Annotated in this window: 23 protein-coding genes; 7 read left to right on the forward strand and 16 right to left on the reverse strand. The window is 65.9% G+C overall.

Annotated features, from left to right (window positions below; all coding sequences use genetic code 11):
* Positions 1-109: 109 nt before the first annotated feature.
* From NI1_RS26470 to glf, 6 genes are all read right to left on the reverse strand, one after another.
* Positions 110-1102, reverse strand: coding sequence for an alpha/beta hydrolase (locus tag NI1_RS26470; protein WP_067825816.1), 993 nt, complete (start codon positions 1100-1102; stop codon positions 110-112).
* 396 nt (positions 1103-1498) lie between these two features.
* Positions 1499-3463 carry an arabinofuranosyltransferase AftB family protein gene (locus NI1_RS26475; protein ID WP_439957300.1) on the reverse strand — a complete coding sequence of 655 codons (1965 nt, stop codon included), beginning with the start codon at positions 3461-3463 and terminating at the stop codon, positions 1499-1501.
* Position 3464: 1 nt separating this feature from the next.
* Positions 3465-4412, reverse strand: coding sequence for a decaprenyl-phosphate phosphoribosyltransferase (locus tag NI1_RS26480; RefSeq protein ID WP_067825818.1), 948 nt, complete (start codon positions 4410-4412; stop codon positions 3465-3467).
* Between the two features lie 26 nt (positions 4413-4438).
* Entirely contained in the window at positions 4439-5020 is a 582-nt protein-coding gene (locus NI1_RS26485; RefSeq protein ID WP_084523738.1) for a phosphatase PAP2 family protein, read from the reverse strand.
* Positions 5017-6972: a glycosyltransferase gene (locus NI1_RS26490; protein ID WP_067825820.1), complete on the reverse strand. Its 1956-nt coding sequence runs from the start codon at positions 6970-6972 to the stop codon at positions 5017-5019. Before NI1_RS26490 ends, NI1_RS26485 begins: the two co-directional genes overlap by 4 nt.
* A complete protein-coding gene (gene glf / locus NI1_RS26495) occupies positions 6969-8165 on the reverse strand; it encodes a UDP-galactopyranose mutase (protein WP_245663409.1) in 1197 nt (398 codons plus the stop codon). The genes NI1_RS26490 and glf overlap by 4 nt, the downstream gene beginning before the upstream one ends.
* A 252-nt stretch (positions 8166-8417) precedes the next feature.
* On the opposite strand from glf, the gene NI1_RS26500 reads away from it, so the two are divergent.
* Positions 8418-9638, forward strand: coding sequence for a hypothetical protein (locus NI1_RS26500; protein ID WP_067825824.1), 1221 nt, complete (start codon positions 8418-8420; stop codon positions 9636-9638).
* Positions 9639-9713: 75 nt separating this feature from the next.
* Positions 9714-10286 carry a Uma2 family endonuclease gene (locus NI1_RS26505; RefSeq protein ID WP_067825826.1) on the forward strand — a complete coding sequence of 191 codons (573 nt, stop codon included), beginning with the start codon at positions 9714-9716 and terminating at the stop codon, positions 10284-10286.
* A gap of 10 nt (positions 10287-10296) precedes the next feature.
* Here NI1_RS26505 and NI1_RS26510 read toward each other — a convergent pair whose 3' ends face one another.
* Entirely contained in the window at positions 10297-11052 is a 756-nt protein-coding gene (locus NI1_RS26510; RefSeq protein ID WP_067825827.1) for a MerR family transcriptional regulator, read from the reverse strand.
* A 241-nt stretch (positions 11053-11293) separates the two neighbouring features.
* Between NI1_RS26510 and NI1_RS26515 the strand changes: the two genes are divergently transcribed.
* Complete coding sequence (locus tag NI1_RS26515) at positions 11294-12031, forward strand: S1 family peptidase (RefSeq protein ID WP_067825829.1); 738 nt, start codon at positions 11294-11296, stop codon at positions 12029-12031.
* A 120-nt stretch (positions 12032-12151) separates the two neighbouring features.
* Here NI1_RS26515 and NI1_RS26520 read toward each other — a convergent pair whose 3' ends face one another.
* Entirely contained in the window at positions 12152-12790 is a 639-nt protein-coding gene (locus tag NI1_RS26520) for an NAD(P)-dependent oxidoreductase (protein ID WP_067825831.1), read from the reverse strand.
* A gap of 46 nt (positions 12791-12836) precedes the next feature.
* Positions 12837-13775 (reverse strand): EamA family transporter, encoded by a 939-nt coding sequence (locus tag NI1_RS26525; protein WP_067825833.1) that lies wholly within the window; start codon positions 13773-13775, stop codon positions 12837-12839.
* 103 nt (positions 13776-13878) lie between these two features.
* Here NI1_RS26525 and NI1_RS26530 point away from each other — a divergent pair, with 103 nt between their 5' ends.
* Entirely contained in the window at positions 13879-14379 is a 501-nt protein-coding gene (locus NI1_RS26530; RefSeq protein WP_067825835.1) for a MarR family winged helix-turn-helix transcriptional regulator, read from the forward strand.
* Here NI1_RS26530 and NI1_RS26535 read toward each other — a convergent pair.
* Together NI1_RS26535 and NI1_RS26540 are read right to left on the reverse strand one after the other, a co-directional pair.
* Positions 14287-14889 carry a VanZ family protein gene (locus tag NI1_RS26535; RefSeq protein WP_067825837.1) on the reverse strand — a complete coding sequence of 201 codons (603 nt, stop codon included), beginning with the start codon at positions 14887-14889 and terminating at the stop codon, positions 14287-14289. The two genes, NI1_RS26530 and NI1_RS26535, sit on opposite strands and share 93 nt — an antisense overlap.
* Before the next feature lie 22 nt (positions 14890-14911).
* Positions 14912-15292: a winged helix-turn-helix transcriptional regulator gene (locus tag NI1_RS26540; protein ID WP_067825839.1), complete on the reverse strand. Its 381-nt coding sequence runs from the start codon at positions 15290-15292 to the stop codon at positions 14912-14914.
* A gap of 99 nt (positions 15293-15391) precedes the next feature.
* Between NI1_RS26540 and NI1_RS26545 the strand changes: the two genes are divergently transcribed.
* Positions 15392-16231: an MBL fold metallo-hydrolase gene (locus NI1_RS26545; RefSeq protein WP_067825841.1), complete on the forward strand. Its 840-nt coding sequence runs from the start codon at positions 15392-15394 to the stop codon at positions 16229-16231.
* 142 nt (positions 16232-16373) lie between these two features.
* Here the strand turns inward: NI1_RS26545 and NI1_RS26550 are convergent, their stop codons facing one another.
* Entirely contained in the window at positions 16374-16637 is a 264-nt protein-coding gene (locus tag NI1_RS26550) for a hypothetical protein (protein ID WP_218026831.1), read from the reverse strand.
* A gap of 172 nt (positions 16638-16809) precedes the next feature.
* Between NI1_RS26550 and NI1_RS26555 the strand changes: the two genes are divergently transcribed.
* A complete protein-coding gene (locus NI1_RS26555; protein WP_169815638.1) occupies positions 16810-17544 on the forward strand; it encodes a helix-turn-helix domain-containing protein in 735 nt (244 codons plus the stop codon).
* 77 nt (positions 17545-17621) lie between these two features.
* Here the strand turns inward: NI1_RS26555 and NI1_RS26560 are convergent, their stop codons facing one another.
* From NI1_RS26560 to NI1_RS26570, 3 genes are all read right to left on the reverse strand, one after another.
* On the reverse strand, positions 17622-18392 hold the full coding sequence (locus NI1_RS26560) for a peptidoglycan recognition protein family protein (protein WP_067825847.1): 771 nt from the start codon (positions 18390-18392) through the stop codon (positions 17622-17624).
* 251 nt (positions 18393-18643) lie between these two features.
* Positions 18644-19369: a hypothetical protein gene (locus NI1_RS26565; RefSeq protein WP_067825849.1), complete on the reverse strand. Its 726-nt coding sequence runs from the start codon at positions 19367-19369 to the stop codon at positions 18644-18646.
* Positions 19369-20118, reverse strand: coding sequence for a PE-PPE domain-containing protein (locus tag NI1_RS26570; RefSeq protein WP_157535360.1), 750 nt, complete (start codon positions 20116-20118; stop codon positions 19369-19371). The genes NI1_RS26565 and NI1_RS26570 overlap by 1 nt, the downstream gene beginning before the upstream one ends.
* 140 nt (positions 20119-20258) lie before the next feature.
* Between NI1_RS26570 and NI1_RS26575 the strand changes: the two genes are divergently transcribed.
* On the forward strand, positions 20259-20516 hold the full coding sequence (locus NI1_RS26575; RefSeq protein WP_067826043.1) for a helix-turn-helix domain-containing protein: 258 nt from the start codon (positions 20259-20261) through the stop codon (positions 20514-20516).
* 605 nt (positions 20517-21121) lie between these two features.
* Here NI1_RS26575 and NI1_RS26580 read toward each other — a convergent pair.
* A complete protein-coding gene (locus NI1_RS26580; protein WP_067825852.1) occupies positions 21122-22513 on the reverse strand; it encodes a SpoIID/LytB domain-containing protein in 1392 nt (463 codons plus the stop codon).
* Positions 22514-22582: the final 69 nt, after the last annotated feature.

A 22582-nucleotide genomic window follows, 5' to 3' on the forward strand; every position in this document is an offset into this window, starting at 1 on the left:
CGAGACAGAAGTGACCCGCGCCACTCTCTGCCGAAAAAGTGGCGCGGAGCTGCGCCTGGATACAAAACAAGGGACAAATCCCGCTTGTCGAATCCATAGCGCCGCCGCATCAGCCGATGTTCGCCGAGAGGTCCGGCAGCATCTTGTAGAGCTGTGCCTCCCAGTTCTTCCAGTTGTGCACGCCGACCCCCGGGAAGTCGTAGGTGACGTTGGAGCCACCGAGGCCGGCGTAGCGGGACTGGAAGGCGCGGGTGCCCATCAGCGCCACCGCCTCGATGCCCATGCCCTGCAAAGTCGTCATGTTCAGCGCGTCGCTGGAGGTCGGCAGGCCGCTGCCCGCGGAGATCCACATGCGAGTTCCGTTGGCCTTCAACTTCGGAGCGAACGAGTACGCGTCCAGGTGCTGCCACTGCGAGGTGGTCTTGGCCATCGACTCGACATTGAAACCGCCGGCGTCGAGCATGGCGACCCGCACCGCGTTGCGCATCACCGAATCGGACATGTTCAGCGCGCCGGAAAACGAACCGGCATAACAGAACTGACCGGGGTAGAAGGCGGCCAGCATGAGCGCGGAGCTGCCGCTCATGGACAGGCCGACGACGCCGTTGCGAGTCGAGCTGAAGCCCAGGCGATCTCGCAGGCCGGTGGGGAGTTCCTTGCTGAGGAAGGTCTCCCACTTGTAGGCGTAGGACTTGCCGGGGCCGCCCGCGAGGACCTGCGAGGAGCCGGAATTGGTTCGGCCCGCGTCGGTTCCGGCGGAGCTGCCCAGGAAGGTGCTGGCGGCGTTCCAGTCGGTATAGAAGCTGGACTGGCCGCCGACCGGCATCACCACATTGATGTTCTGCTTGGTGAGTTCGCGCGCGACCTCGGTCTCGATCTCCCAGCCGTTCAGGTCGTCGCGGGCGCGCATGCCGTCGAGGGCGTAGAGCACGCGGTTCGTATTGCCGTCCGCGGCACGGAAAACCCGGCTCTTGACCGGTCCCATGGTCGCGGAATCGACATAGAAGTCGAAGCCGTCGGAGTTGAAAGCCGCTCGCGCGGTTGCCGGGGAGGCGATGGAACCGATCAGTGGCGCGGCGGCGGCCAGTGCCGCGCCCGCCAAGGTTCCTTTGAGCAGCCCCCGCCGCGTGATCGGACGTCCGCCGCCCGACTGTGCCCCACCATTCACAGTTACGCCCCGCATCCTTCATCGGCCTTTCGTCCCGTGCGACAACCCTTGCGGCACAAGATCACTCAGGCCGTCAGAAGAGTTGTCCGCAGATGTTATCGCGGAACATATGCCTTGGCGTTACCGAATCGATACAGGAATAGTAAAGCTGTGGGACAACCGTGATAAAGGGGGCCAATCCCCCTCGCCTCCCCGTCATCCCGGCATGCTCTTAGCCGGGATCCACACGCCCACTGTGTGGATTCCCGCTAAAAGCACGCGGGAAGGACGGGGGGAAGCAAGCGACCCCGCGCCAACTGGCGCGGGGTCGCTCTTATTTCTTGTCCCGAACTAACTGGGCGGCACCAGGGTCGGGTCGACCAGCTTGCAGCGCTCGATCTCGTACTTCGGTACGCGGTCGATGCGGTACTTGGCGAAGGCCAGCGACTGCTGGACGTTGTGCCGCCAGCGGTCGAAGGTCAGCGGCGCACGCGTCGAGGCCAGCAGATCCTGAGTCGCGGGGCAGGTCAGGGCGACTCGCGCCTGCGCCGTCCAGCGGTCGTCCAGGTACCACGGCATCCACGGGTGCTTGTCGACCATGCCCGCGTCCACGACCACCCAGTCGGGGTAGAGGTTCTTGTCGTGCCCGATGCGGCCGTCGGTCAGCCGTTCGGTATGCGCCGCAAGCGGATACGCCAACCCCATCTGATCGATGACGCGCACATCCAGCGGCACGTTCATCGAGGTCATGCCCAGGTTCAGGAAGAACACCGTATGCCCCGCACCCTCATCCGGAATGGGCTGCGGCGGCGGCGCGACATACCAGAACATGAACGACGGCGAATTGAGCAGCAGCCCGCCGTCCGGGGTCTCGGTGATGTTCTTGACCATGGCCCGCATGCGCGGATAGTCCAGGTAGTCCTCGGCCCGGATCGGGTGATCGTGCCCGGTGTTCAGCACGTAATACACGCGCTCGTCCACGATGCCGGTCGAGCTGATCTTGGTCCCCGTCTTGATGGCCGTGGTGTTGGCCGCGAACAGCGCCCACCCGGCGGTGCCGAGGAACGCCGCCAGCACCACCGCGAAAACCCAATCCGGCTTCCGGTTCTCGGGCAGCCGCAGCGGAATCACCGCGACCGGCAGGATCAGGCAGAACAGCTGCGGCAGCAGCATGCGCCCGTGCATGAAGTCACCGCCGACGCGGATCTCGTACACGGTGAGCAGCAGCCCGCTGCCGACCATCAGCACCACGACGGCCGTGGGCGTGCGCAGCCACCGGCTGAAACGCTGGATCCGGGTGCGCAGGTCCGGCTTTCCGCCGTCCGCGGCCCCGGCCGTGCCCAGTGCGTGCCGTCCGCCGCGGGTACCCGAACGCGTCCACACCAGCACGCCCGCGACGACGGTGAGCAGCGCCAGCGGCACCAGCAGCCAGTACGGCCCGATCAGGTTCCAGAAGTAGACCAGGCCCTGACCCCATTTGGCCCCGCCCGCGTCCTTGGCGACCGCGGTATTCGGGTAGGGCAGGCCGTAGTAACCCATCCGCCAGATCTGGTAGGCCACCGGCACGATGCCCGCGACGGCCACGATCAGCCCGCGGAACACCCAGGGCCGCAAACGGGTTTCGGGCACCGGCGCCAGGAAGATCATCATCAAGGCCAGCGCGCCGACCAGCGTCATCTCCGGGCGGATCAGCGGGGACAGACCGGCCCAGAAGACCAGCGCGAAAAAGCCTGGCAGCCGCACCTTCTCGGCCTGCGACCAGCGCACCAGCGCCCACCACAGCACCGCCAGCCAGAAGATGACCAGGCTCGATTCCAGCCCGGAGCTGGCGTAATCACGCGAGGGCGGCAGCGCGATATAGACGAGCACGCCCGCGGGCAGCAGGAACTGCGAAGCCGAACCGCCCCACAGCCGAGCCGAACCCATCATGGCGAACACGACCGCCAGCACCGACAGCGTGAGCGCGATGCCGAGCACCACGTACTCGAGCCGGATCTGGGTGAGCCAGCTGAAGAACCAGACGATGTAGGTCCAGGCGGTGCTGGTGTTCGCCTCGACGCGCTCGCCCGCATTGAAGACGGGACCGTTGCCCGCCAGCAGGTTGCGCACCGTGCGCAGCACGATGAGACCGTCGTCGGCGATCCAGCGGCGCTGCCAGCCACCAGCCGCGAAAAGGACCGCTGTCAGCGCGATCCCACCGACGAAGGTAGCGCGGGATAGTCGAGACAGCCGTGCGTCGTCCGCACGGCGACGGGCGCGACCGACCGGCAACTGTGCCGTCGGCGCGCCCTCGACTCGCTCTTCTCCCTCTACCACGTCAGGTGAGATAGACAGCGACACCTACCGCTCCGATCCAGGCGATTGCGAGGAACTGGAGGATCCGGTCCCCCAGGGCGATCTCTTCGGGCTCACCGGCTTCGCCGCCGTCGACGTCGACCGCGTACCGGAGGATGGCGATGGTGAACGGGATCATCGACACCGCGAACCAGGTGTTGTTGGCGTGATCCGGTTCGAACGCCCACAGACCGTAGAACACGACCACGGCGGTGGCCGACAGCGTCCATACGAACCGCAGGTAGGTCGGCGTGTAGTACTCCAGCGACTTACGGATCTTGGCGCCGGTGTCGAGCGCGATCTTCAACTCCGCGTAGCGCTTTCCGGCCGCCATGAACAGCGAGCCGAACGCCATGATCAGCAGGAACCACTTGGACAGCTTGATGTCCGCGGCCGCGCCACCGGCGACCGCGCGCAGCAGGAAGCCCGAGGAGACGATCGCGATATCGAGCACGGCCTGATGCTTGAGGCCGAAGCAGTAGGCCAGCTGGATGGCGATGTAGACGCCCATCACCACGGCCAGATGCCAATTCGCGGTGAACGACAACAGGATCGAGCCCGCGAGCAGCACGAACGACAGCACGTAGGCCAGGTTCACCGGCACCACACCGGCCGCGATGGGCCGGAAGCGCTTGGTCGGATGCGCCCGGTCGGCCTCGACGTCGAGCGCGTCGTTGACCAGGTAGATGCCGGACGCGGCCAGGCAGAACACCGCGAACGCGATGGCCACGTGCCCGATGACGGTCCAGTTCGCGATGATGAAATCGCCGGTCGCGAGGTTCTTGCCGGCCACCATGGGCGCGGCCAGCACCAGCACGTTCTTGACCCACTGCCGCGGCCGCATGGCCTTGACCAGGCCACCGGCCAGCGTCTTCGGCGGTCCCTTGATGACCGCCTCGTCCAGGTCGGTGCTGGTGGGCTCTTCGCTCATGTCAACAAGGGCTCTTTCCTGGGCGGTCAATTCGCGAATCTCTTTTCGGCAGCGAGCACGGCGGCAGCTGATGCGGCACCCAGCGCCGAGCCGGCGAGCACGTCGGAGGGGTAGTGCACTCCGAGGACGAGCCGGGAGAGCAGCATCGGCGGGACGAGCACCGCAGGCAAGGGTAGCCCGGTGAGCCTGCCGAGCAACACAGCCGCCGCCGTGGTGGATGTCGCGTGCGAGGACGGGAAGCTGAGCTTCGACGGCGTCGACACGTTGACCTGCACCGACGGGTGATGCGGGCGCTTACGGCGAACGATCCGCTTGATCACCACCGAGGCGGCGTGCGCACCGAACGCGCCGACGGCCACGCCCGCCCACTCACGGCGGCGCGGCTTGTCGACGAGCGCGCCGACGGCGGCGATGCCGATCCAGCCGAGCGAATGCTCGCCGAAATGCGACATACCGCGCGCGGCCTTGATGGCGCCCGGCTGCTGTCCGATGGTGCCCTGCACCAGGTTGAGGATCTTGACCTCACCCGTCGCGGGCGGCACGGCCTCCGGAGTCTCCGGAACTACGTGCAGCCCGCGGTCCGCGGTCGCGGACTCCGCAGCGGTCATTTGCGCTCTTCTCCTGAAATGGATTCGGTCGAGTCGATACCGAAGACGTTCTCCCACGCCGACTTGCTCGTGAGATGCGCGTGCGCGCGACGATACTGCTCGCGCACTTCGGGGAAACGCTCGGCCAGCTCCCGGCGCAGGCGCATGGCTTCCTTGAACAGCTCCATGGCTTTACGCGGATCGCGCTTGCGGTAGACCACGCCGCGGCCGTCGGCGGTGGTGACGGTGACGCCGTCCACCTGCGACAGCAGGAACCAGCGTGCGTCCAGGGTGGGGACGTTCAGCTGCGGGGTCTCGTGATGCGCGGGATTGGCCTTGCGGAAGTTGTGCAGCACGCCCTTGCCGAGACGCGCCACCTTGGCCAGCGGATTGCCCGGTTCGCCGACCGCGCCGACCTCGGCCCGGGAGGCCATGGGCAGTTCGGTGGAGGACGGGACGACCACGGCGTCCGGGAACTCCTTGCGCATGGCGTGCACCTTGCCGAGCGCGGTGGGGAGCAGGTCGAACAGCTTGTCCGGGCCGGCGAGGTAATCGCGAATGGCCTCGTTCTGGATGGCCACCGTCGAATACTCCAGGCACAGCAGGTGTTTCAGCGTGGCCTTGATGGTGTTGACGACCATCGGGCGGCCGTCGTTGGGCAGGTGCAGGGAGGCGACGACCAGGCGGTTGCGCAGGTGGAAGTACGCCTGCCAGTCGATGGCGTCGTCCTTGTCGGACCAGGCCATGTGCCAAACGGCGGCACCGGGGAGGGTGACCGTCGGGTAGCCGTGATCCCTTGCGCGCAAACCGTATTCGGCATCGTCCCACTTGAGGAACAGCGGCAGCGGCTGCCCGATCTCCTCCGCCACCTGACGCGGGATCACGCAGGTCCACCAGCCGTTGAAGTCGACGTCGATGCGCCGGTGCAGCAGCTTGGAGTTGTCGCGGTCGCGCAGTGGGTTCTTGGCGAAGTCGTGGTCGTATTCAACGTTCGGGGCCGCGGTCCACATGAAGATGGAGCGGTCCACGACCTCACCCATGACGTGCAGGTGCGAGCGCTCTTGCAGATTCAGCATCTGCCCGCCGGTCAGGATGGGCGACTTGGCGAATCGCGAGAAGGCGAGCGCGCGCAGGATGCAGTCCGGCTCGATCTCGATGTCGTCGTCCATGTAGACGATGAACTCGGCGTCGGTGGTCTTGAGCGCCTCGTACATGACGCGGCTGTAGCCACCGGACCCGCCCAGGTTGGGCTGGTTGTGGATGGCAAGCCGATCACCCAGCGGCACAACGGCTTCGGCGAAGCCCGGCTCGTCCACGACCTTCTTGGTGCCCTGGTCGGGGATGATGACGGCTTTGATCTTCTCCAGCACCAGCGGGTCCGAACCCAGCGCCGCAAGGGTTTTCACCGCGTCGGTGGGCCGGTTGAAGGTGGGCATGCCGACGGCGATGCTGCCTTCACCCGGGGCTTCGATCGGCGCGTACCAACCGCCGCTGCGCATTTCGACGTGCGAGTCGGTGGTGATGTCGAACCAGATCCAGCCGCCGTCCTCGAACGGGCCCAGATCGACCTCGAATTCGACGAACGCCGCGGCGGCCGCGCCATCACCGGGGGTGGTGAATTCGCTGCCCTGCACGTGGATTCGCGAGCCGTCGGCCTTGGAGCGGTAGACGTCCACCCGCCCGTGGCCGGACAGCTCCAGCCGCAGCACCACGGACTTCAGCACGCTCCAGCGCCGCCAGTAGCTGGCCGGGACCGCGTTGAAGTAGGTGCAGAACGACACCTCGGACTCGGCCCCGATGGCCAGCGCCGTACGCGTGATGGCGTGCGCGCGCCGGGCATTGGTCTCGGATTCCTCCAGGTACAGCTTGCGCACGTCCAGGGGTTCGCCCGGGCGCGGCAGGATGATCCGCTGGAGCAGGGACTTGGCGCGGCTGTCGATGCTCATGGCTTCCAGCTCGAGTTGGGCGGTCATTCGGCGCTGTCCACCAGCGCGGCGCCGGATTCCAGGTGCGGGCGCAGCACATTGTCGAACATGCTGAGCGCCGCGCCGATGGCCATGTGCATGTCCAGGTACTGGTAGGTGCCCAGGCGGCCACCGAAAAGCACCTTGGCGGAGGCGGTTTCGGCCTTGGCGAGCTCGCGGTAGGCGAGCACCTTGGCGCGGTCCTCCGGGGTGTTGATCGGGTAGTAGGGCTCGTCGCCGGTCTGCGCGAAGCGGGAGAATTCGCGCTGGATGACCGTCTTGTCCTTGGGGTAATCGCGTTCCGGGTGGAAGTGCCGCGATTCGATGATGCGGGTGTAGGGGAAGTCGGCGTCGTTGTAATTCATCACCGAAGTGCCCTGGAAGTCACCGGTGTTCAAGACCTCGGTCTCGAAATCGATGGTGCGCCACCCGAGTTCGCCTTCGGCATAGTCGAAGTAGCGGTCCAGCGGGCCGGTGTAGACGATGGGCGCGTCCGGGTTCTGGGCGCGAATCTCATCGCGCACCTCGAACCAGTCGGTATCGAGACGGACCTCGATGTTCTCGTGCTCGGCCATCTTGGTCAGCCACGCGGTGTAACCGTTCTTCGGCAGACCCTCGTAGGTGTCGTTGAAGTACCGGTTGTCGAAGTTGTAGCGGACCGGGAGCCGGGAAATGATGCTCGACGGCAGTTCCTTGGGATCGGTCTGCCACTGCTTGGCGGTGTAGTCGCGGACGAACGCCTCGTAGAGCGGGCGGCCGATCAGCGAGACGGCCTTCTCCTCGAGGTTGGTGACGTCCTTGGAGTCGACCTCGGCGGACTGCTCGGCAATCAGCGCCTTGGCCTCGTCGGGGGTGAAGTAGCGGCCGAAGAATTGCGAGATCAAACCCAGGCCCATGGGGAACTGGTACGCCTGGCCCTTGTGCATGGCGAAGACGCGATGCTGATAGTTGGTGAATTCGGTGAACTGGTTCACGTAATCCCACACCCGCTTGTTCGAGGTGTGGAACAGGTGCGCACCGTATTTGTGGACTTCGATGCCGGTTTCGGGTTCCGCCTCCGAATACGCGTTGCCGCCGAGGTGGTAGCGGCGGTCGATCACCAGTACGCGCTTTCCGAGCTGGCTGGCGGTGCGTTCCGCGACGGTCAGCCCGAAGAATCCGGAGCCGACAACAATGAGATCGAAGGGGGATGCGACGGTCACGGCTGCCCAGACTACCGGCATCCCCGCTCGGCGTGCGTGGGCTCCGGGTGCTGCGGATTCCGGAGGATACGGCGGGGCCGGGAGAGCGTCGTTCCGCTCACCGGGAAATTTTGCCCAGAGTTCACCGAAGTGCTGACAGACGTGTCATGAGACCTGTATTACATAGGCTCGAACTGATCGTCCGACCAGTTTGTTATGCCGTGTTGCAGTTGCCCGCCCGCAGCCGACGCTCGACCCGGAAGACGAATTCACATGCGGTTTCACCGTCTCGCCCCGCTCGTCGGTGCGTTCACCCTCTCGGCCATGATCGGCTCGGCCGCCCTCATCCCCGCCGCCGCGCCCGCCCGCGCGGCCGAGGAGACCCTGGCGACCGTCGAGGTCGCGGACACCATCGGCCTCTGTGGCGATGGCGCAGCAACCTTCGATGACATCGTCACCACCGCGGCCACCGCGGTCCGCTCGGTCGTGCCGGCCGGACAGCAGTCCGCCTATGACCAACAGGTCGACGATTTCCGGCAGAGCATCGCGCAGGTGACCGTGCACAAGCGCGGACTGCCCGCCGACTCCGCCGATTCGGGCGGCCGGCTGCAATTCCTGGACGACCCGATCGTCACGTACCTGGTCAACACCCTCGACGCGATCCGCACCGGCAGCATCAACAAGACCGTCTCGGTCTCCCAGCTGACCGTCAACGACGTCATCGAGATCTTCATCCTCGCCACCCGCATCGTGAAGGTCCCCGCCCAGCTGGCCGCCAGCCTGGTCCCCACCGCGGGCTTCATCCTCAAGCCCATCGTCGGCGCGATCTTCAACGGCGTGAAGTCCCTCGCCCGCGCCGTCCAAGCCCAGGTCGCCCGCACCTGCAAGGCGCCCAACGCCTACGAGAAGCTGCAACTGGATCTGCCCGACGAACAGGTAGCCGTCCCCCAGCCGCTGCTGGACCTGGCCAACCAGCTCGTCAAGGCCGATGGCGCCTGCACTCCCCTGGCCGAGCTCAAGACCTCCGACCTGGTCGAGCGCACCCGCACCTTCCTCGCCGCGCACCCCGAACTGGGCGTCGACACCACCGCCGTCCACGCCAATGCCGATGCCCTGCAAGGCTTCCTGCGCGACAACCGGGTGGCCGAGATCGTCACCATGCGCCGCATCGAAGAACTCGGCCCGCTGGTCAACGCCATGGATTACGGCCCGCTGACCTTCCTGGCCAACCTCGGCTTCGACATCTACGAAGGCAAGGCCCTCAACACCGTCCCCCTCGGTGATGTGAAGGTGGAGAACGCTTTCGACCTCATCACCCTCACCCTCGACACCACCAGCCTGCTGCTCACCCTCGGCAACACCATCGCCGGCTTCACCGGCGTCGCCTCCACCATCACCACTCCCCTGGGCATCGCCCAGACCCTCGCCTTCGCCCCCACCACCTACGGCATGCCGATCCTGCGCGGCGTCATGCAATCCATGTGCGCGGCGTAGCGAAACGCCGAGGGCCTGCACGATAATGCGGACAAGCAGCATCGTGCAGGCAGGATCCGGGGTAGAACCTAGGAGGTGACGGTGACCGCCGAACCGCGTCAGATGCAGACTGCGCCGGGTGGACTGACAGTGGCCGACCTGCGTGCTGGTTATGACCCCGGATTCCGCTTCGAACTCGAGGACGGTGTTGCCGTGATGATGGCTCCGGCCTCCATGTGGCACAACCGAGTGCTGAGACGCATGGCCGTCGCTATGGAGCAAAGCTGCCCGAGCGACTTGGCGGTCGAGGTCGAGCAGGCCATCGCGATCACCGACGACTTCGCTCCGGTGCCGGACATATTGGTCGTCACCCGGGCCGCGGCCCTACCCACCGAGAACGTGCTTCCGAAGTCCGCGGTAACCCTGGCAGTTGAAATCGTCTCTCCGGGAACGCGCCGCAAAGATCGAATGATCCGCCCGATGGACTACGCACGCGCTGGGATCCCCCACTTCTGGCGAATCGAAGCCGAGGACTCCCAGCCGGTCGTTTACGCCTATCGCCTGGACGAAATGACCGGTCAGTACGCGCCGGTGGACGTCCATCGCAAGGTACTGCGCACAACCGACCCCTTCGATATGGAGATCGAACTCACCGGTCTGGGCGACTGAGCCGGCGGAACTAGAGGCGGGTTTCGGCGAAGGCGCGCATGGCGTCGCGGACGTAGATCGCGCCGCCTGCGCCGTGCTTGTCGTAGTTGGCGGCGAAACGTGGGTCGGCTACGTACATTTCGCCGAGGCCGGTGAAGGCTTCGGCGGTGGGGCGCTTGCCCTGCCAGCCGACCGTCACCCAGTCGTAGTGGCGCTGCACGATATCCAGCACTTCGGCGCTGTCGACCGGGAGGCCGGCGGCGTGCGCGCGGCCGTAGTCGGCGGCGATGTCGAGGTGGGCTTGGCCGTGGGCCTGCTTGTCGGCCTCGGTCATGGAGCGCCACCAGCGGTCGCCCCGCTCGTAGGCGGCCCTGCCCCACTTCTCGATTACTTCGTCCTGGTATTGCGTGTGGTCGAATCCGTCGAACACTTCCTTGGCCATGAGTGGCTCACCTGCTTCCGTTTTGCGCAATGTGGTTCGCACCGAGGCGATCTGCCGCGCGATCCGGTCCTGTTCCTGTCGCAACAGGTCCAGATGCGTGTGCAGGGCTGCGGCGGTATCCGTTTGGCCCGCGAGGATTTCGGCGATGGCCGGGAGGCCCAGACCGAGTTCGCGGAGCAGCAGGATGCGCTGCAAGCGGACGAGCGAGTCCTGGTCGTAGTAGCGGTAGCCGTTGTGCCCGATCCGGGTGGGCGGCAGCATGCCGAGCGCACCGTAGTGCCGCAGGGTGCGGCTGGTGGTGCCGGCGGCTTTGGCCAGTTCCTGGATGGACCATTCGGTCGCCACTGTTCGTTCCTTTCTTCGCTCGTTCGCCTCGATGGATTCAGGATGCAAGTTGACGCAGCGTCAAGGTCAAGCCCATTCAGTATGCGCCCGGCGAATCGGCCGACACATCGGTCACCGACCGGTCCGCTCTTGATTCTGGCTGGTAGCCGTGACAAGATCGCCCGGCACGTTGGGCTACACCGTTTTTCGTTTCGCCCACGCCAATTCATCTTCTGTTCAACCTTTGGGGAAAAGGCAACACATGTTCACAGCGGGCCGTGCCCGAATTCTGCATCGGGCGGTCGCGCTGGTAGCGGCCCTCTCCGCGCCGATGCTGGTCTCCTCCGCCGGCGCGCAGGCGGCCGGTCCGGCTGCCCTGGGCGGTGGCTCCGGCGTCTACGTCGAGGACCTCACCACCAAGGACCAGGTCTCCGAGTGCACGCTGACCGCGGTCGGCTACGACCGGGAGAACCGACTGGTCGCTATTACGGCCGGGCACTGCGGTGACGTGGGCGCGCGCCTGCTCGCCGAGAAGTCCACCAAATCCGGGGTGATCGGGGTGATCTCGGAGAAGAGCGACGACAACGACTGGGCCGTCATCGAACTCAATGCCGATCGCGTCGCTCCGGTGCGCAAGGTCGCGCAGTCGGTGATCAACGGCATCGGCTCCAACCCGAAGGTCGGCGACACCGTCTGCAAGAACGGCCGCACCACCGGTTACACCTGCGGTCTGGTGTGGGAATCGCAGCCGGAGTACTTCCGCTCCCAGGTCTGCGCCAACCACGGTGACTCGGGCGGCCCGGTGCTGATCGGCGACCGCCTGGTCGGCATGGTCGTGGCGGCCACCAACTTCACCGCCGGCCCGATCAATATCGAGCTGCCGCTGTGCAAGGGCGCGGGTGACATCATCCACGAGCCGGAGCTGGCCACCAGCATCACCATGGTGCTCGCGGATATCGACGCGCACGGCAAGGTCGGCGCGGGCTTCCGGGTCTTCTGAGCTCGCTGCACACAGACGAAAAGGGCGCGGCCGGGATTCCCGGTCGCGCCCTTCGCATCTCGCCCCATCATTCCGGCAGCCCACCCCCGTCATTCCGGCATGCTCTCAGCCGGAATCCACTCAGTACCCCACGGTGAATCGAGTGCGATGGTGTTTGGGCCGTTCCGCCTCGTCGACCAGCGCCACCGCCAGGTCCTCCATCGAAATGGCCGAATTGCCTTCGTCATCCGCGATGAGTTCGTCCGCGCCGAGCCGGTAGGAGCCGGTGCGCTCCCCGGGCTCGAGCATGGCGGCCGGGCTCACGTAGGCCCAATCCACGCCGGGCCCGGAGTCCTGGAAGACCGCCAGCTGCCGATTGCAGGCATCCGCGATCGGCACCCAATCGGCCGGGAAGCCGGGCTGCTCGATGACGGTCTTGCCGGTGCCCGGCACCGTGAGGCTGCCCGCCCCGCCCACCACCAGCAGCCGGATCTCGCTGTCCGCCAACCCTTCCAGCAATCCCACCGCGGCTCGAACCAGCTCGTTCTCCTGCCCGGCGACCGGCCGCGTGGCGCTGATGACCACATCGCTGCCCGCGCTGATCGCCGCCACCTGCTGCGGGTCGGACACATCCCCCGTCCGCACCTCCGCCGCTTCCGGCAGTCCGGCCAGCCCGGCGCTGTTGCGTGCCACCGCCACCACCTCGTGTCCCCGGGCGACCGCTTCCCGTACGGTGCGGCTGCCGACTCCACCCGATGCTCCGAAGATCGTGATACGCATGGCTTTTCGTTCTCCTTCATAGTTGCTTAGGTGATGGTCACGCCGATCAGGCAGCGGTCTTGACGTTCGAACCGTGCTGTGCGGCACCATCATTCGTCACCGTGACGGCGATGGCCTTGGGTGCGGTGGCCAGCTGGCCGAGCAGCGTGCCACCCAGTGCGATGGCCATGCCCAGCAGTTGCAGCGGGGCCAGCGCCTGTCCCAGTGCGGCCCAGCCGATCACGGCGGCCGAGACCGGGCTCAGCAGGCCGAGGAACGACACCGAGGTGGCATTGACCTTGGCCAGTCCGCGGAACCAGATGGCGTACGCGGCGGCGGTACCGATCAGACCCAGGAACAGGTAGCCACCGACATTGGTGAGCGTCAGCGCGGGCGGCATGCCCTCGACGAGCAGCGCCAGCGGCAGCAGCATGATGCCGCCCGCGGTCAGCTGCCAGCCCGTCAGAGCCAGTGGCCCAACGCCTTCCGGCCGTCCCCAGCGCTTGGTCATCACGGTGCCCGCGGCCATCGAGGTGGCGCCCAGCAGACCCGCGATCACGCCCACGGTGTCGAGGGCCGCACTGGCTCGCAGCACCACCAGCGCGACGCCCGCCATGCCGATGACGGCCGCGGCGATCTTGCGTGCGTTGATCTTCTCGTTCAGCGCGACCGTGGCCAGCCCCAGCGCGATGAGCGGCGCGGCGGCCCCCAGCACCGCGGCGACGCCGCCCGGCAGCCGGTAGGCCGCGAGGAACAGCAGCGGGAAGAAGGCCCCGATATTCAGCACGCCGAGCGCGCCGGCCTTCCAGATCCACTCCCGCTGCGGCAGCTTCCGGGTCACGGCCAGCAGCAACAGACCGGCGGGCAGGGCCCGCATGAGAGCGGTGAACAACGGCCGGTCCGCGGGCAGGAACTCGGTCGTGATGGCGTAGGTGGATCCCCAAACCAGCGGTGCGAGGCCGGTCAGAGCCAGAGTTCCGGCGTATCCGGTGCGGCTGATGTTCATCGTTAGCTCCTCATTGATAATCTCAACGTTGAAATAAAAGCATCCGGTTAGTTCGATGTCAAGTATCTTGATGTTGAGATACTTACCGTAAAGAGGAGTCCTGATGTCCGATGCCGTCGACGAGATCCGCGCCGCCTGGGCCCGCATCCGCCCCGAAGTGGACTGTTCCTACGTGGAGGTGACCGGTCGTCTGACCCGCATCGCCCGCATCCTGGATCGCGAGTTCGCCGAGTTCTTCAAGGGGCACGGCATGGAGTTCTGGGAGTTCGACCTGCTGTCGACGCTGCGGCGCAACGGTGGCGAAACCGGGCTCACCGCAGGCGCTTTGAACAAGGCGCTGATGGTGACCTCGGGCGCCATCACCAATCGTATCGACCGCATGACCGCCAAGGGCCTGGTCGAGCGCGTGCCCGATCCGTCCGATCGCCGCGCCATCCGCGTGCAGCTCACCGATGCGGGCCGCGAACTGGTCGACAAGCTGCTGCCGCTGCACGCCGCCAATTCCGAACGGCTACTTGCCGATTTCGCCGGATCCGATCGCGAGACCCTGGTCCCCCTGCTGCGCACGCTCGCCGAATCCCTCGGCGACCGGTCGCTGGGCTGAGTACCGCAGCGACAGCCACGCGCCGATACCGGCGCCCGACGCGTTCATCAGCACATCGTCGATGGAGGACCAGCGGCCGAGATCCAGCACGTATTGGGCGGTTTCGAGCCCGGCGGAGAGCAGCGCGCCGACCGCCAGCATGCGCGGCACCGTCGCGAACCACGGAAACCGCCGGGGCAGAAAGAAACCCAGTGGAATGAACAGGATGGTGTTGGCCACCACCTGCACCACGGTGTTGCTGGATGCCTCGAGCAGGGTTTCGAACAGATCGAGCAGCGGGATCAGGATGACTTTGCGTTCACCGTGAGCCGGGGTGAGGATCATCCAGATCCAGGGCAGGGTGCCGACCAGGATGGCCGCCTCGGCCACCGTCCATCGCACGGCCTGTTCGCGCGCTCGCCCGCGCCGAATCCGCCACCGCGCCAACCAGAATCCGCCCGCCGCGACCACCGGCACCGCCAGCGCCCACACCACCAGCACGCTCCCCCACGCGTCCCACACCTGCCGCACCCCATCCACGGTAGCGGCGGTTTCAGCCCGCGGCCGCGCTCATCTCGTCGAGGTCGTCGTCGTGACGCACCTCCAGCACACCGTGTTCCGTCGCCCACCCGCAGATGGCGGCGAGCGGCTGCTCGAGCGTCTTGCCCAGCGCGGTCAGCGTGTATTCGACATGCTGCGGCGCGGACTGCTTGTACACCTGCCGCTCCACCAGCCCGTCGGCTTCCATCCCACGCAGGGTTTCGGTGAGCATCTTCTGCGTGATGTCGGGCAGTCGCCTGCGCAGCGCCGCCGGCCGATGCGGCCCGTCCATCAGCGCATAGATCAGCAGCACCCGCCATTTGGCCGCGAACCGTTCCAAAGCCTGCCGCGTCGCACAGGATTCTTCCAGGATGTCGGGAATGACGAGGCTCATCGGATCTCCACTGGAAGGGCACTTCGAAGTGCCTTCTATCGGCACCGAGCGCGGGCTCATACGGTCATCCCTACCGTAACCACGAAAGGGAATCCGGACATGAGCACCACCTTCCGCGTCCACACCTACTCCGCCGCCGAACCCGGCATCTTCGTCAACAGCTACCTGCTCGAGACCGAGAACGGTGTCATCCTGATCGACGCCAACCTCCTGGTCTCCGACGCGAACGCGCTGGCCGCCCGAGCCAAAGCCCTCGGCAAGCCCCTGCTGGCCGCCTTCGTCACCCACCCTCACCCCGACCACTTCAACGGCCTCCCCTACGTGGTCCCCGAGGAAGCCCCCGTCTACTCCACCGCCGAGGTAGCCAAGGTGATCGCCGAATCCGCGGAACCCAAACGCGCCCAATGGGGCCCGACCTACGGCGCCGAATGGCCCGACCGCTACCGCGTCCCCAACCACCACCTGGCCGACGGCGAATCCATCGAAATCGACGGCCTCCGCTTCACCATCCACGAGGTAGGCCCCGCCGAAAGCCACGCCGACAGCTGGATTCTCGTCGAATCCGGCACCCAGCGCGCCGCCTTCATCGGCGACCTGGCCTTCTTCGACGGCATGCACTCCTACCTCACCGACGGCCACTCCACCACATGGCTGGAAGCCCTCGACACCCTCATCCCCACCCTCACCGGCCTAACCCTCTACCCCGGCCACGGCCCCGCAGGCACCGTCTCCCTCCTCCAAGCCCAGCGCAAATACCTCCTGATGTACCGCGAAACCGTATCCCGCCTCCTGGGCGACGCCACCTCCCTAACCGCCACCCAAAAAGACGAAGTAGCTACCCGCATGGCCGAATTCGCCCCCGAAGCAGCCCTGAACTGGCTGATCCCCCTAGGCGCCGACCCCGTAGCCGCCGAACTGACCACAGCCCACACCCACTGACCCCCGGATAGGTGGTCCAGCAACGACGAAAGGGCGGCGCTCCATGTGGAGCACCGCCCTGATTCGGACTGGCTTTCGCTATTGGACATCAATGCTGCTGAGGCCGAATATTTTTCGTTGCCGCGCCCCGGCAGGCAACCGCTCAGTTAAGACACATCCCGATGCAGTTGAGACAGGGCAGCAGTACACGTATATCGCAACTCAGCACTGCCGCAACGAGAATGAGCTCGGTGGCGGTGATGGTGGCGGGTTCGGCGAGCCTCGCCTCGAGTACCACTTCAGGCACACCTACCCCGTGGGCGAGTTCGGCAACTCCGATCTCGGCTTCGAGCATCGCTCGCTCGATCTTGCCGCCGACACATCTACCCATCCAGTCCACCGGACCGCCTTCCACCCCTGAAGCCACCGGCGCCGCACCGCCTCACCTGCGGTCATAGCGCCGTTCTAGCTATCGTTCGAACATATGTTCTAGTATTCAAGATCAGTGGACCGACAGTCAACGATGCCCGCCCGCACAATCCGTACGGGGTCCCCTAATCCGAATACTGCTAGCAACCGGAACAGGTAGGTGAGAAGTGTTGTCCGGTAATCCATTCGGCGAATACTTGCGGCAACGGCGTAAGGACGCCGAGCTCACTCGCGAGCAACTCGCCGATCGGGCCAATGTGTCGGCGTCGTTGATCGAGAAGATCGAACGCGGCAGTCGCCCGGCCACGCTGGGGACCCTGCGGGCGCTCTTCGACGAGCTGGATGTGCCCGCCCTGCATCGGCGGCAGATCCTCGCACGAGCGCTGCCCGACGTACTGGGACGTCGCACACCCTCCGGTCCGCCGCGCCCGACCTCGTCGGATCTGGCCGACCTCGACAGCCTCGGGCATCCAGCCGGCTTCTTCCTGGTGCCGACGTTCACCCTGGTCGCCGTCAACCGCCCATACCTGCGACTGTTTCCCGGAGTTCAGGACAGCCCCAGCCTGATCGAGTGGATGTTCCTGGACCCGAACGCCCGCACCGTGCTGCCCGAGTGGACGAGCGAAGCGCACCGCCTCGTCTACGGCCTGCGCATGCTCGAGCCGGGTGTTTCACGCAGCGATCGCACGGCCCGGATCATCGGCAGCTGTGGGAGCGCGCCGGAGTGGCAGGGCATGTGGGCCAACGAGGTACCCACCGAAATCCTTTTCCGCCAGCACGTGCTGGTCCGCGACCCGGCCGCTGACCGTGTGCACCGGCTGAACGCCCGGCTCTACAACCCGGAGTTCCCGGACCGCCCATGGTGGTTGTACCGGCTGATCCCAGCCGCCGGGAGCACGAACTAGCCGGGATATGTCATCACCGATCGCGCAGCCCGGTGCCGTCCGTGGTGCATCCCGAGGCATTCGAACGAGATGCCCGCCTACGAGCGCTGAGGGGCTTCGAGTTTCTCGAGCCGCTCGAGGATCTCGGCCAGGGCATCGACGATGGTATGCCCGCCGAGCTGCGGCCAGCCCGCGAATTCGCCCACGTCACGCTGGTCCCGACCGCACAGCTGTTCGCGAATATCCTTGACGTCATTGCCGATCGGGCCACAGAACCCGGCCACGAAGTCCTGGATCTGCTTGACTTCCGATGCGCTCATGGGAGCATCCTTTCCGTCGATGAAGTGCTGGACATCGGCGCGGAACTCGTCCATGTCGATGCCGAAGGGATCGATCTTGCCTTCGCTGCTGTATTCACGGTGAGCGACGCAGTCCGAGGCGGTGCGGCCGATGCGCGCCAGGATGGCCGCACAGCCGCGCTTGTAGGCGTCCAATTGGGCTGAGGTCCAATCGGTTCCGTCGCCTCGGGACACCGCTTCGATGCCGATCACGTGGTAGTTGGCGTTGTTGGTGGGCCAGCCGGGCCAGGCCCCACGACCGGCATGCCAGCAGACACCCGCCGCGATGACACGGAAAGTGCCATCACGTTCCAGGACCAGTTGGGCGAGTGGGCCTTCGAGGTCCGGGCGACCGTACTGGACGATCCGCCAGTCCTCGGTTCCGCCGCCGGCGGTGTGGTGGCAGAGCACGCCGCGGATATCGGCGAAGTCGCCGTGCCCGCGCTCACGCCAGCCTTCGTGTTCGATTACCCGTAATCCGGCTTCGCGCAATACATCCGCGAGCCAGACCGGGTCGCCAGTCCAGGACATATGGGTTTCCTTCGAAGGGGTGAGGTCTTTTCGATGGCGTCGCATGAGCTGGCGACAGTCGTTTCGCTACCGCCGCAACGACAAAGCCCCCGGTCCGCAATTGCGGATCGAGGGCTTGCACGGGCACAGCGACGAACTTGATTCGCTTGCCTGAGTATTGGTTTCCGGTGAGGTCCGGATGAAGGCGCAACTATGGCGCTGCATCCAGCTTCACTTAAGCGCACCCGAAAGTCAACACCCAGAATGAAGATTCATGAAAGTTGCAGGTAACGAACGGTACTGACGCATTCGACTGGTTTCGCCGGAGACTTGCGGCGACGCGTGGGGTGGGCGAGATGGGCGTCGAACACTTCACCGACTACGAACAGTTCGGGCCAGTCGGGTGCCCACGGCCCGGGGACCGGGATGATTCTTCCTGCGTCCCTCAGGGTTTGGATGCGGCGTGCTGTAACCGCCGAGAACGGCTCACCTAGTTCTCTGGCCAGCGTCGCGATTCCGGAGACGTTGAGGCGGGCTCGACGGGCGACTTCGAGGGCGGTGGCGTCAACGGTGATCTTTTCAAGGGGTGGGCAGATGATTCGTTCGGCGGCTTCGACCACCATGCGGAGTTCTTCGGGGGCGGTGTCGAGACCCTCGGTCATCGCTAACGAGATCAGGTTCCGGTGCAGCCAGATGGACAGTCCTGCGGTGGAAGTCGGCCCGGAGTAGTCCAGGGCGCGCTGTTCACAGATGACACGAACCCAGGAGACCAATAGGGTGTGGAGGTGGTCACGGACTTTTGCCGCCGAGACGCTGAATGGGAGCGGTTGGTCGCTGGTGCGGGAGGAGAGGCGATAGTTGGGTTCGCCCAGGCGGCTTCGGCCGGTCACCGAGTCCTCGAGATCTTCCGATAGGGCGGGGATTTGGCAGAGCAGATCGGCCAAGCTGCGGAGGGCCGGGCGGTCCAGGTTTAGGTGGTTGGGCTCGGCGGACGGCATCAGGCGACCTCTCGGTTGATGGTTTCGGCCAGGCGGGCGGCGTGGCCTTGGCGGACGTAGTCGGTGGTGTGGCGACCGTCGGTGAGGTAGCCGCGGGCGTAGGCGAGGGCGCCGGACCAGGCGCTCCAGTTGTCCGGGGTCCACCAGCGCTGGAGGCGGCGGCGGAGAGCGGTGTCGATGAGGCTCCTCCCCCAACGGGTTACGTCCTCGGGGGTAGTCAGGCAGAAGTAGCCGGTGAGGTCGGCGATCAGACGAAGGGGGTTGCCGGCGGGGAGGGCGGTGATCGGATCGCCGGGGGCCGCGACCCAGAATGCGGGGATGTCGGCGATCCAGCGCTGGCCCGCGATGCCGTAACCGCCGGGGTCGGGGCCTAGGCACCGACCGGCGGGTCGGAGGGGGTCGGCGATCAGGGCGCAGGCTTCGATTTCGAGTTCCGGGTGGAGGCCGCGGCCGATTTCTGCGGCTACGTCACCGGCGATGGCGGCGCCCTGGGAGTAGCCGGCGATCACTACGCGGTTGGGGGCAGCGGCGATCGCTTCCAGCAGTGCGGCCTTCCCCGCCGCACTGCTTTCGGCGTAGGGGACCTGGCGGCCGTAGTCGGCCGGATAGGGCACCATGCGGGGCGCGAATCGAGCCAGGTCGAGGGAGCGCGCGAAGGTATCGGTGACCGGTTCACCCTGCGGAGCCCAGGTGCCGCCGACGATCAGGACGTCGATCATGCCCCGACGACCGGTTGTAAAGAAGTCCATACGGAACAGACTAAGGTCCGTACGGACCACTTACAAGTCCAAACGGACCTTTCAGTGACTCCGCAGGCCCGGAAATGGGCACATCCGCGCACCTCAGTAGGTGTTTGCAAGAATTCCGTTTGGACCTCATCATGGTCCGTATGGAACTGCGGGACCTCCACGACGGGATCAACCGTGCGGTGGGTGAAGAGCTCCGCGCGGCGCGGGGGCGGCGGGGGTTCACCCGGCCGCAACTGGCGGAAGCCTCGGGGGTTGCCGTCAGTACGATTCAGCGCTTCGAGAACGGGGAGCGCTCACCCGATATGCATCAGCTCGTCGCACTATGCGATGCACTCGGCGTTTCGCCGCTGGAAGTCATGGGGCGGGCCGTAAAGCTCGCCAATGGATCCTGGGAGTAGGTCGCCGAGGCCCCAGCCCAATACCGCCGCGGCTATATACAACTCGGCAACGGTTGCTTCGCCGCGCGCTATGCGGGCGGCGGTCTCCTCCCCCACTTGCCCGGCCACGATCATCAACGATTCGGAATCGAAAATCCGAACAAACCACGCCACCAGCGCATCTGCGGACACGGCGCACTTCCTTGCTACGAGATCCGCGTTCAGCGCGGATTGCCAACCATCGACCCATCGGGTCATAACCAGACCGCCGACGAGTCCTTCATTGGCAACTCAGCACCACTCCGTGCCAGCTCGATCCCATCGGACAGCAACCACACACCCACCGCGCGATCGCTCATCGAATCGCTGTGGCACGCCACGCCTACTGCATACACCTACCCATATGTGATGCCCTGGGGTGCAACCCTTTAGGACAATTATGACGAGCGGCAGTATACACAGAACGAATACTAAATCCTCAGTTCAGCTCTTGCGCAACACATCTCACAATTCACATTCCACACGCGGGTTACCAGTGCGTACGAAAGACCTTTCAGCACAGTGGAACTAATGGATAATTGGCATCTGATCAGCGGTCTTGGCGCATGACCGATTCGATGACAGATTTACAATCCTGCCGGTCCTGCTACAGGCAGGCGCCTGGTCTGTGGAGCGATGGGCGGGGTGGGGGTGGAAGCCGTGCGGGGGAGCATGGTTTCGGTTGGATGTACCTGTGCGGGTGTGGGTTCCGGGGCGGGGTCGGTGAAGTGGTGGGTGTTGGACATGAGGCGGAGGCCGGTGGGGCCGGCTGGGGTGCCGGAGCCCGAGGGGGGTAGGACGTTGCGGACTCGGGTGCCGGGGTTCGGGTGTGGTTTTGTTACGGCTGGAGGAAGGGATTGTGTTGGGGCGGCCGGGTTTACGTCGGTTGGGGCGGTTGGATCGGCGTACGTGGGATCGGTGTAGGTGGGATCCGAATACGTGGGGTCCGAATAGGTTTGGCCGGGATAGGTCTCGTCGGGTTGGGACGGTTCCTCGGGGGTGAGGAGGTCCGGGAACAGGGGTTTGGCGGGGAATGCGGGTTGGGCGGCGGGGAAATCGGTTAGGGCTGGGCCTATTTCGAGATTTTCCGCCGGGGTGCCGCCTTCGGGGGAGGCGGAGTATTCGGCGCGCAGGACGTGGCTGTCGCGGGCGAGGACTCGGCCGGTGGTGGCCAGGACGGCTTCGGTGGTGCGGGGGTCTTCTTTGTCGGTGCCGGGGTACATCTGGCAGTCGGTCGAATCGCAGGTTTCGGCGTAGGCGTAGCGGTTTTCGGCCAGGGCGTAGGAGCGGGCCGCGATGGCTTGGGCGCGTAGGGCTTCCGTGCCGCCCTGATCGGCCCAGTTGGCGACCATTTCGGCGGGGACGACGCCCATCAGGTAGTCGTCGACGTCTACTTCGTTGACGGTGCGGTATTTGCCGGCTTCCAGGGCGACGCCGAGGACGCCGCGGTAGGCGCTGCCGTCGCAGAGTTGCAGGAGTTCTTCGGCGGGGCGGTTCGTGCCTTCGGCAATCGGATACGCCCAGGGGTCGTCGGTGCTGCCCTCCCACAGGGTTTCGCCGTCGCAGCCCTGGGTGATGCGGATGTCGGCGCCGGTGGGGGTCGGGGTCAAAACCGCTGCCTGGCCTGGGATTACGCGGCGGCCGGCGACGAAGAAGACGGATTCGGAGGTGACGTCGAGGGTGCTGTCGTCCTGGTGCTGGAGGCGGACGCGGACCGTGGTGGGGCCGATGTCGGCCAGCTCGGCGCCGGGATAGTAGTGGCTGAGGATGGTTTCTGCGGTGTCGCCGCCGACAGAGCGATCGAAGGCGCCGGTTTGGCTCATGCCGCGGCCGTGACCGGGGCCAGCGGTGAAGTTGAAGGCGCCGTCGGGCCACGCCCAGAGCAGAGCGGCGGTACCGCCGGCCGCGGTGGCGGCGGTGACGGACAGGGCGATCAGGCTACGGCGTCTGCGGCGTGCGTGTAGGTAACCGTTCGGCATGTCATACCCGTTCTGTTTGGAGCTGAGGCTACATTCGAGTTACCCAAGGCTAAGCCTCAACCATACGTT

The sequence above is a fragment of the Nocardia inohanensis NBRC 100128 genome, assembly GCF_001612945.1.
GTDB classification, from domain to species: domain Bacteria; phylum Actinomycetota; class Actinomycetes; order Mycobacteriales; family Mycobacteriaceae; genus Nocardia; species Nocardia inohanensis.

Excerpts from the sequence above, each read along its gene's own strand:
- NI1_RS26565 (WP_067825849.1), bottom strand. The coding sequence starts at position 19,369 with ATGCCGTCCGCCGAGCCCAACCACCTAAACCTGGACCGCCCGGCCCTC.
- NI1_RS26580 (WP_067825852.1), bottom strand. The coding sequence starts at position 22,513 with ATGCCGAACGGTTACCTACACGCACGCCGCAGACGCCGTAGCCTGATC.
- NI1_RS26485 (WP_084523738.1), bottom strand. The coding sequence starts at position 5,020 with ATGACCGCTGCGGAGTCCGCGACCGCGGACCGCGGGCTGCACGTAGTT.
- NI1_RS26525 (WP_067825833.1), bottom strand. The coding sequence starts at position 13,775 with ATGAACATCAGCCGCACCGGATACGCCGGAACTCTGGCTCTGACCGGC.
- NI1_RS26530 (WP_067825835.1), top strand. The coding sequence starts at position 13,879 with ATGTCCGATGCCGTCGACGAGATCCGCGCCGCCTGGGCCCGCATCCGC.
- NI1_RS26540 (WP_067825839.1), bottom strand. The coding sequence starts at position 15,292 with ATGAGCCTCGTCATTCCCGACATCCTGGAAGAATCCTGTGCGACGCGG.
- NI1_RS26480 (WP_067825818.1), bottom strand. The coding sequence starts at position 4,412 with ATGAGCGAAGAGCCCACCAGCACCGACCTGGACGAGGCGGTCATCAAG.
- NI1_RS26515 (WP_067825829.1), top strand. The coding sequence starts at position 11,294 with ATGTTCACAGCGGGCCGTGCCCGAATTCTGCATCGGGCGGTCGCGCTG.
- NI1_RS26570 (WP_157535360.1), bottom strand. The coding sequence starts at position 20,118 with ATGGACTTCTTTACAACCGGTCGTCGGGGCATGATCGACGTCCTGATC.
- NI1_RS26545 (WP_067825841.1), top strand. The coding sequence starts at position 15,392 with ATGAGCACCACCTTCCGCGTCCACACCTACTCCGCCGCCGAACCCGGC.
- NI1_RS26575 (WP_067826043.1), top strand. The coding sequence starts at position 20,259 with ATGGAACTGCGGGACCTCCACGACGGGATCAACCGTGCGGTGGGTGAA.
- NI1_RS26490 (WP_067825820.1), bottom strand. The coding sequence starts at position 6,972 with ATGACCGCCCAACTCGAGCTGGAAGCCATGAGCATCGACAGCCGCGCC.
- NI1_RS26520 (WP_067825831.1), bottom strand. The coding sequence starts at position 12,790 with ATGCGTATCACGATCTTCGGAGCATCGGGTGGAGTCGGCAGCCGCACC.
- NI1_RS26560 (WP_067825847.1), bottom strand. The coding sequence starts at position 18,392 with ATGTCCTGGACTGGCGACCCGGTCTGGCTCGCGGATGTATTGCGCGAA.
- NI1_RS26500 (WP_067825824.1), top strand. The coding sequence starts at position 8,418 with ATGCGGTTTCACCGTCTCGCCCCGCTCGTCGGTGCGTTCACCCTCTCG.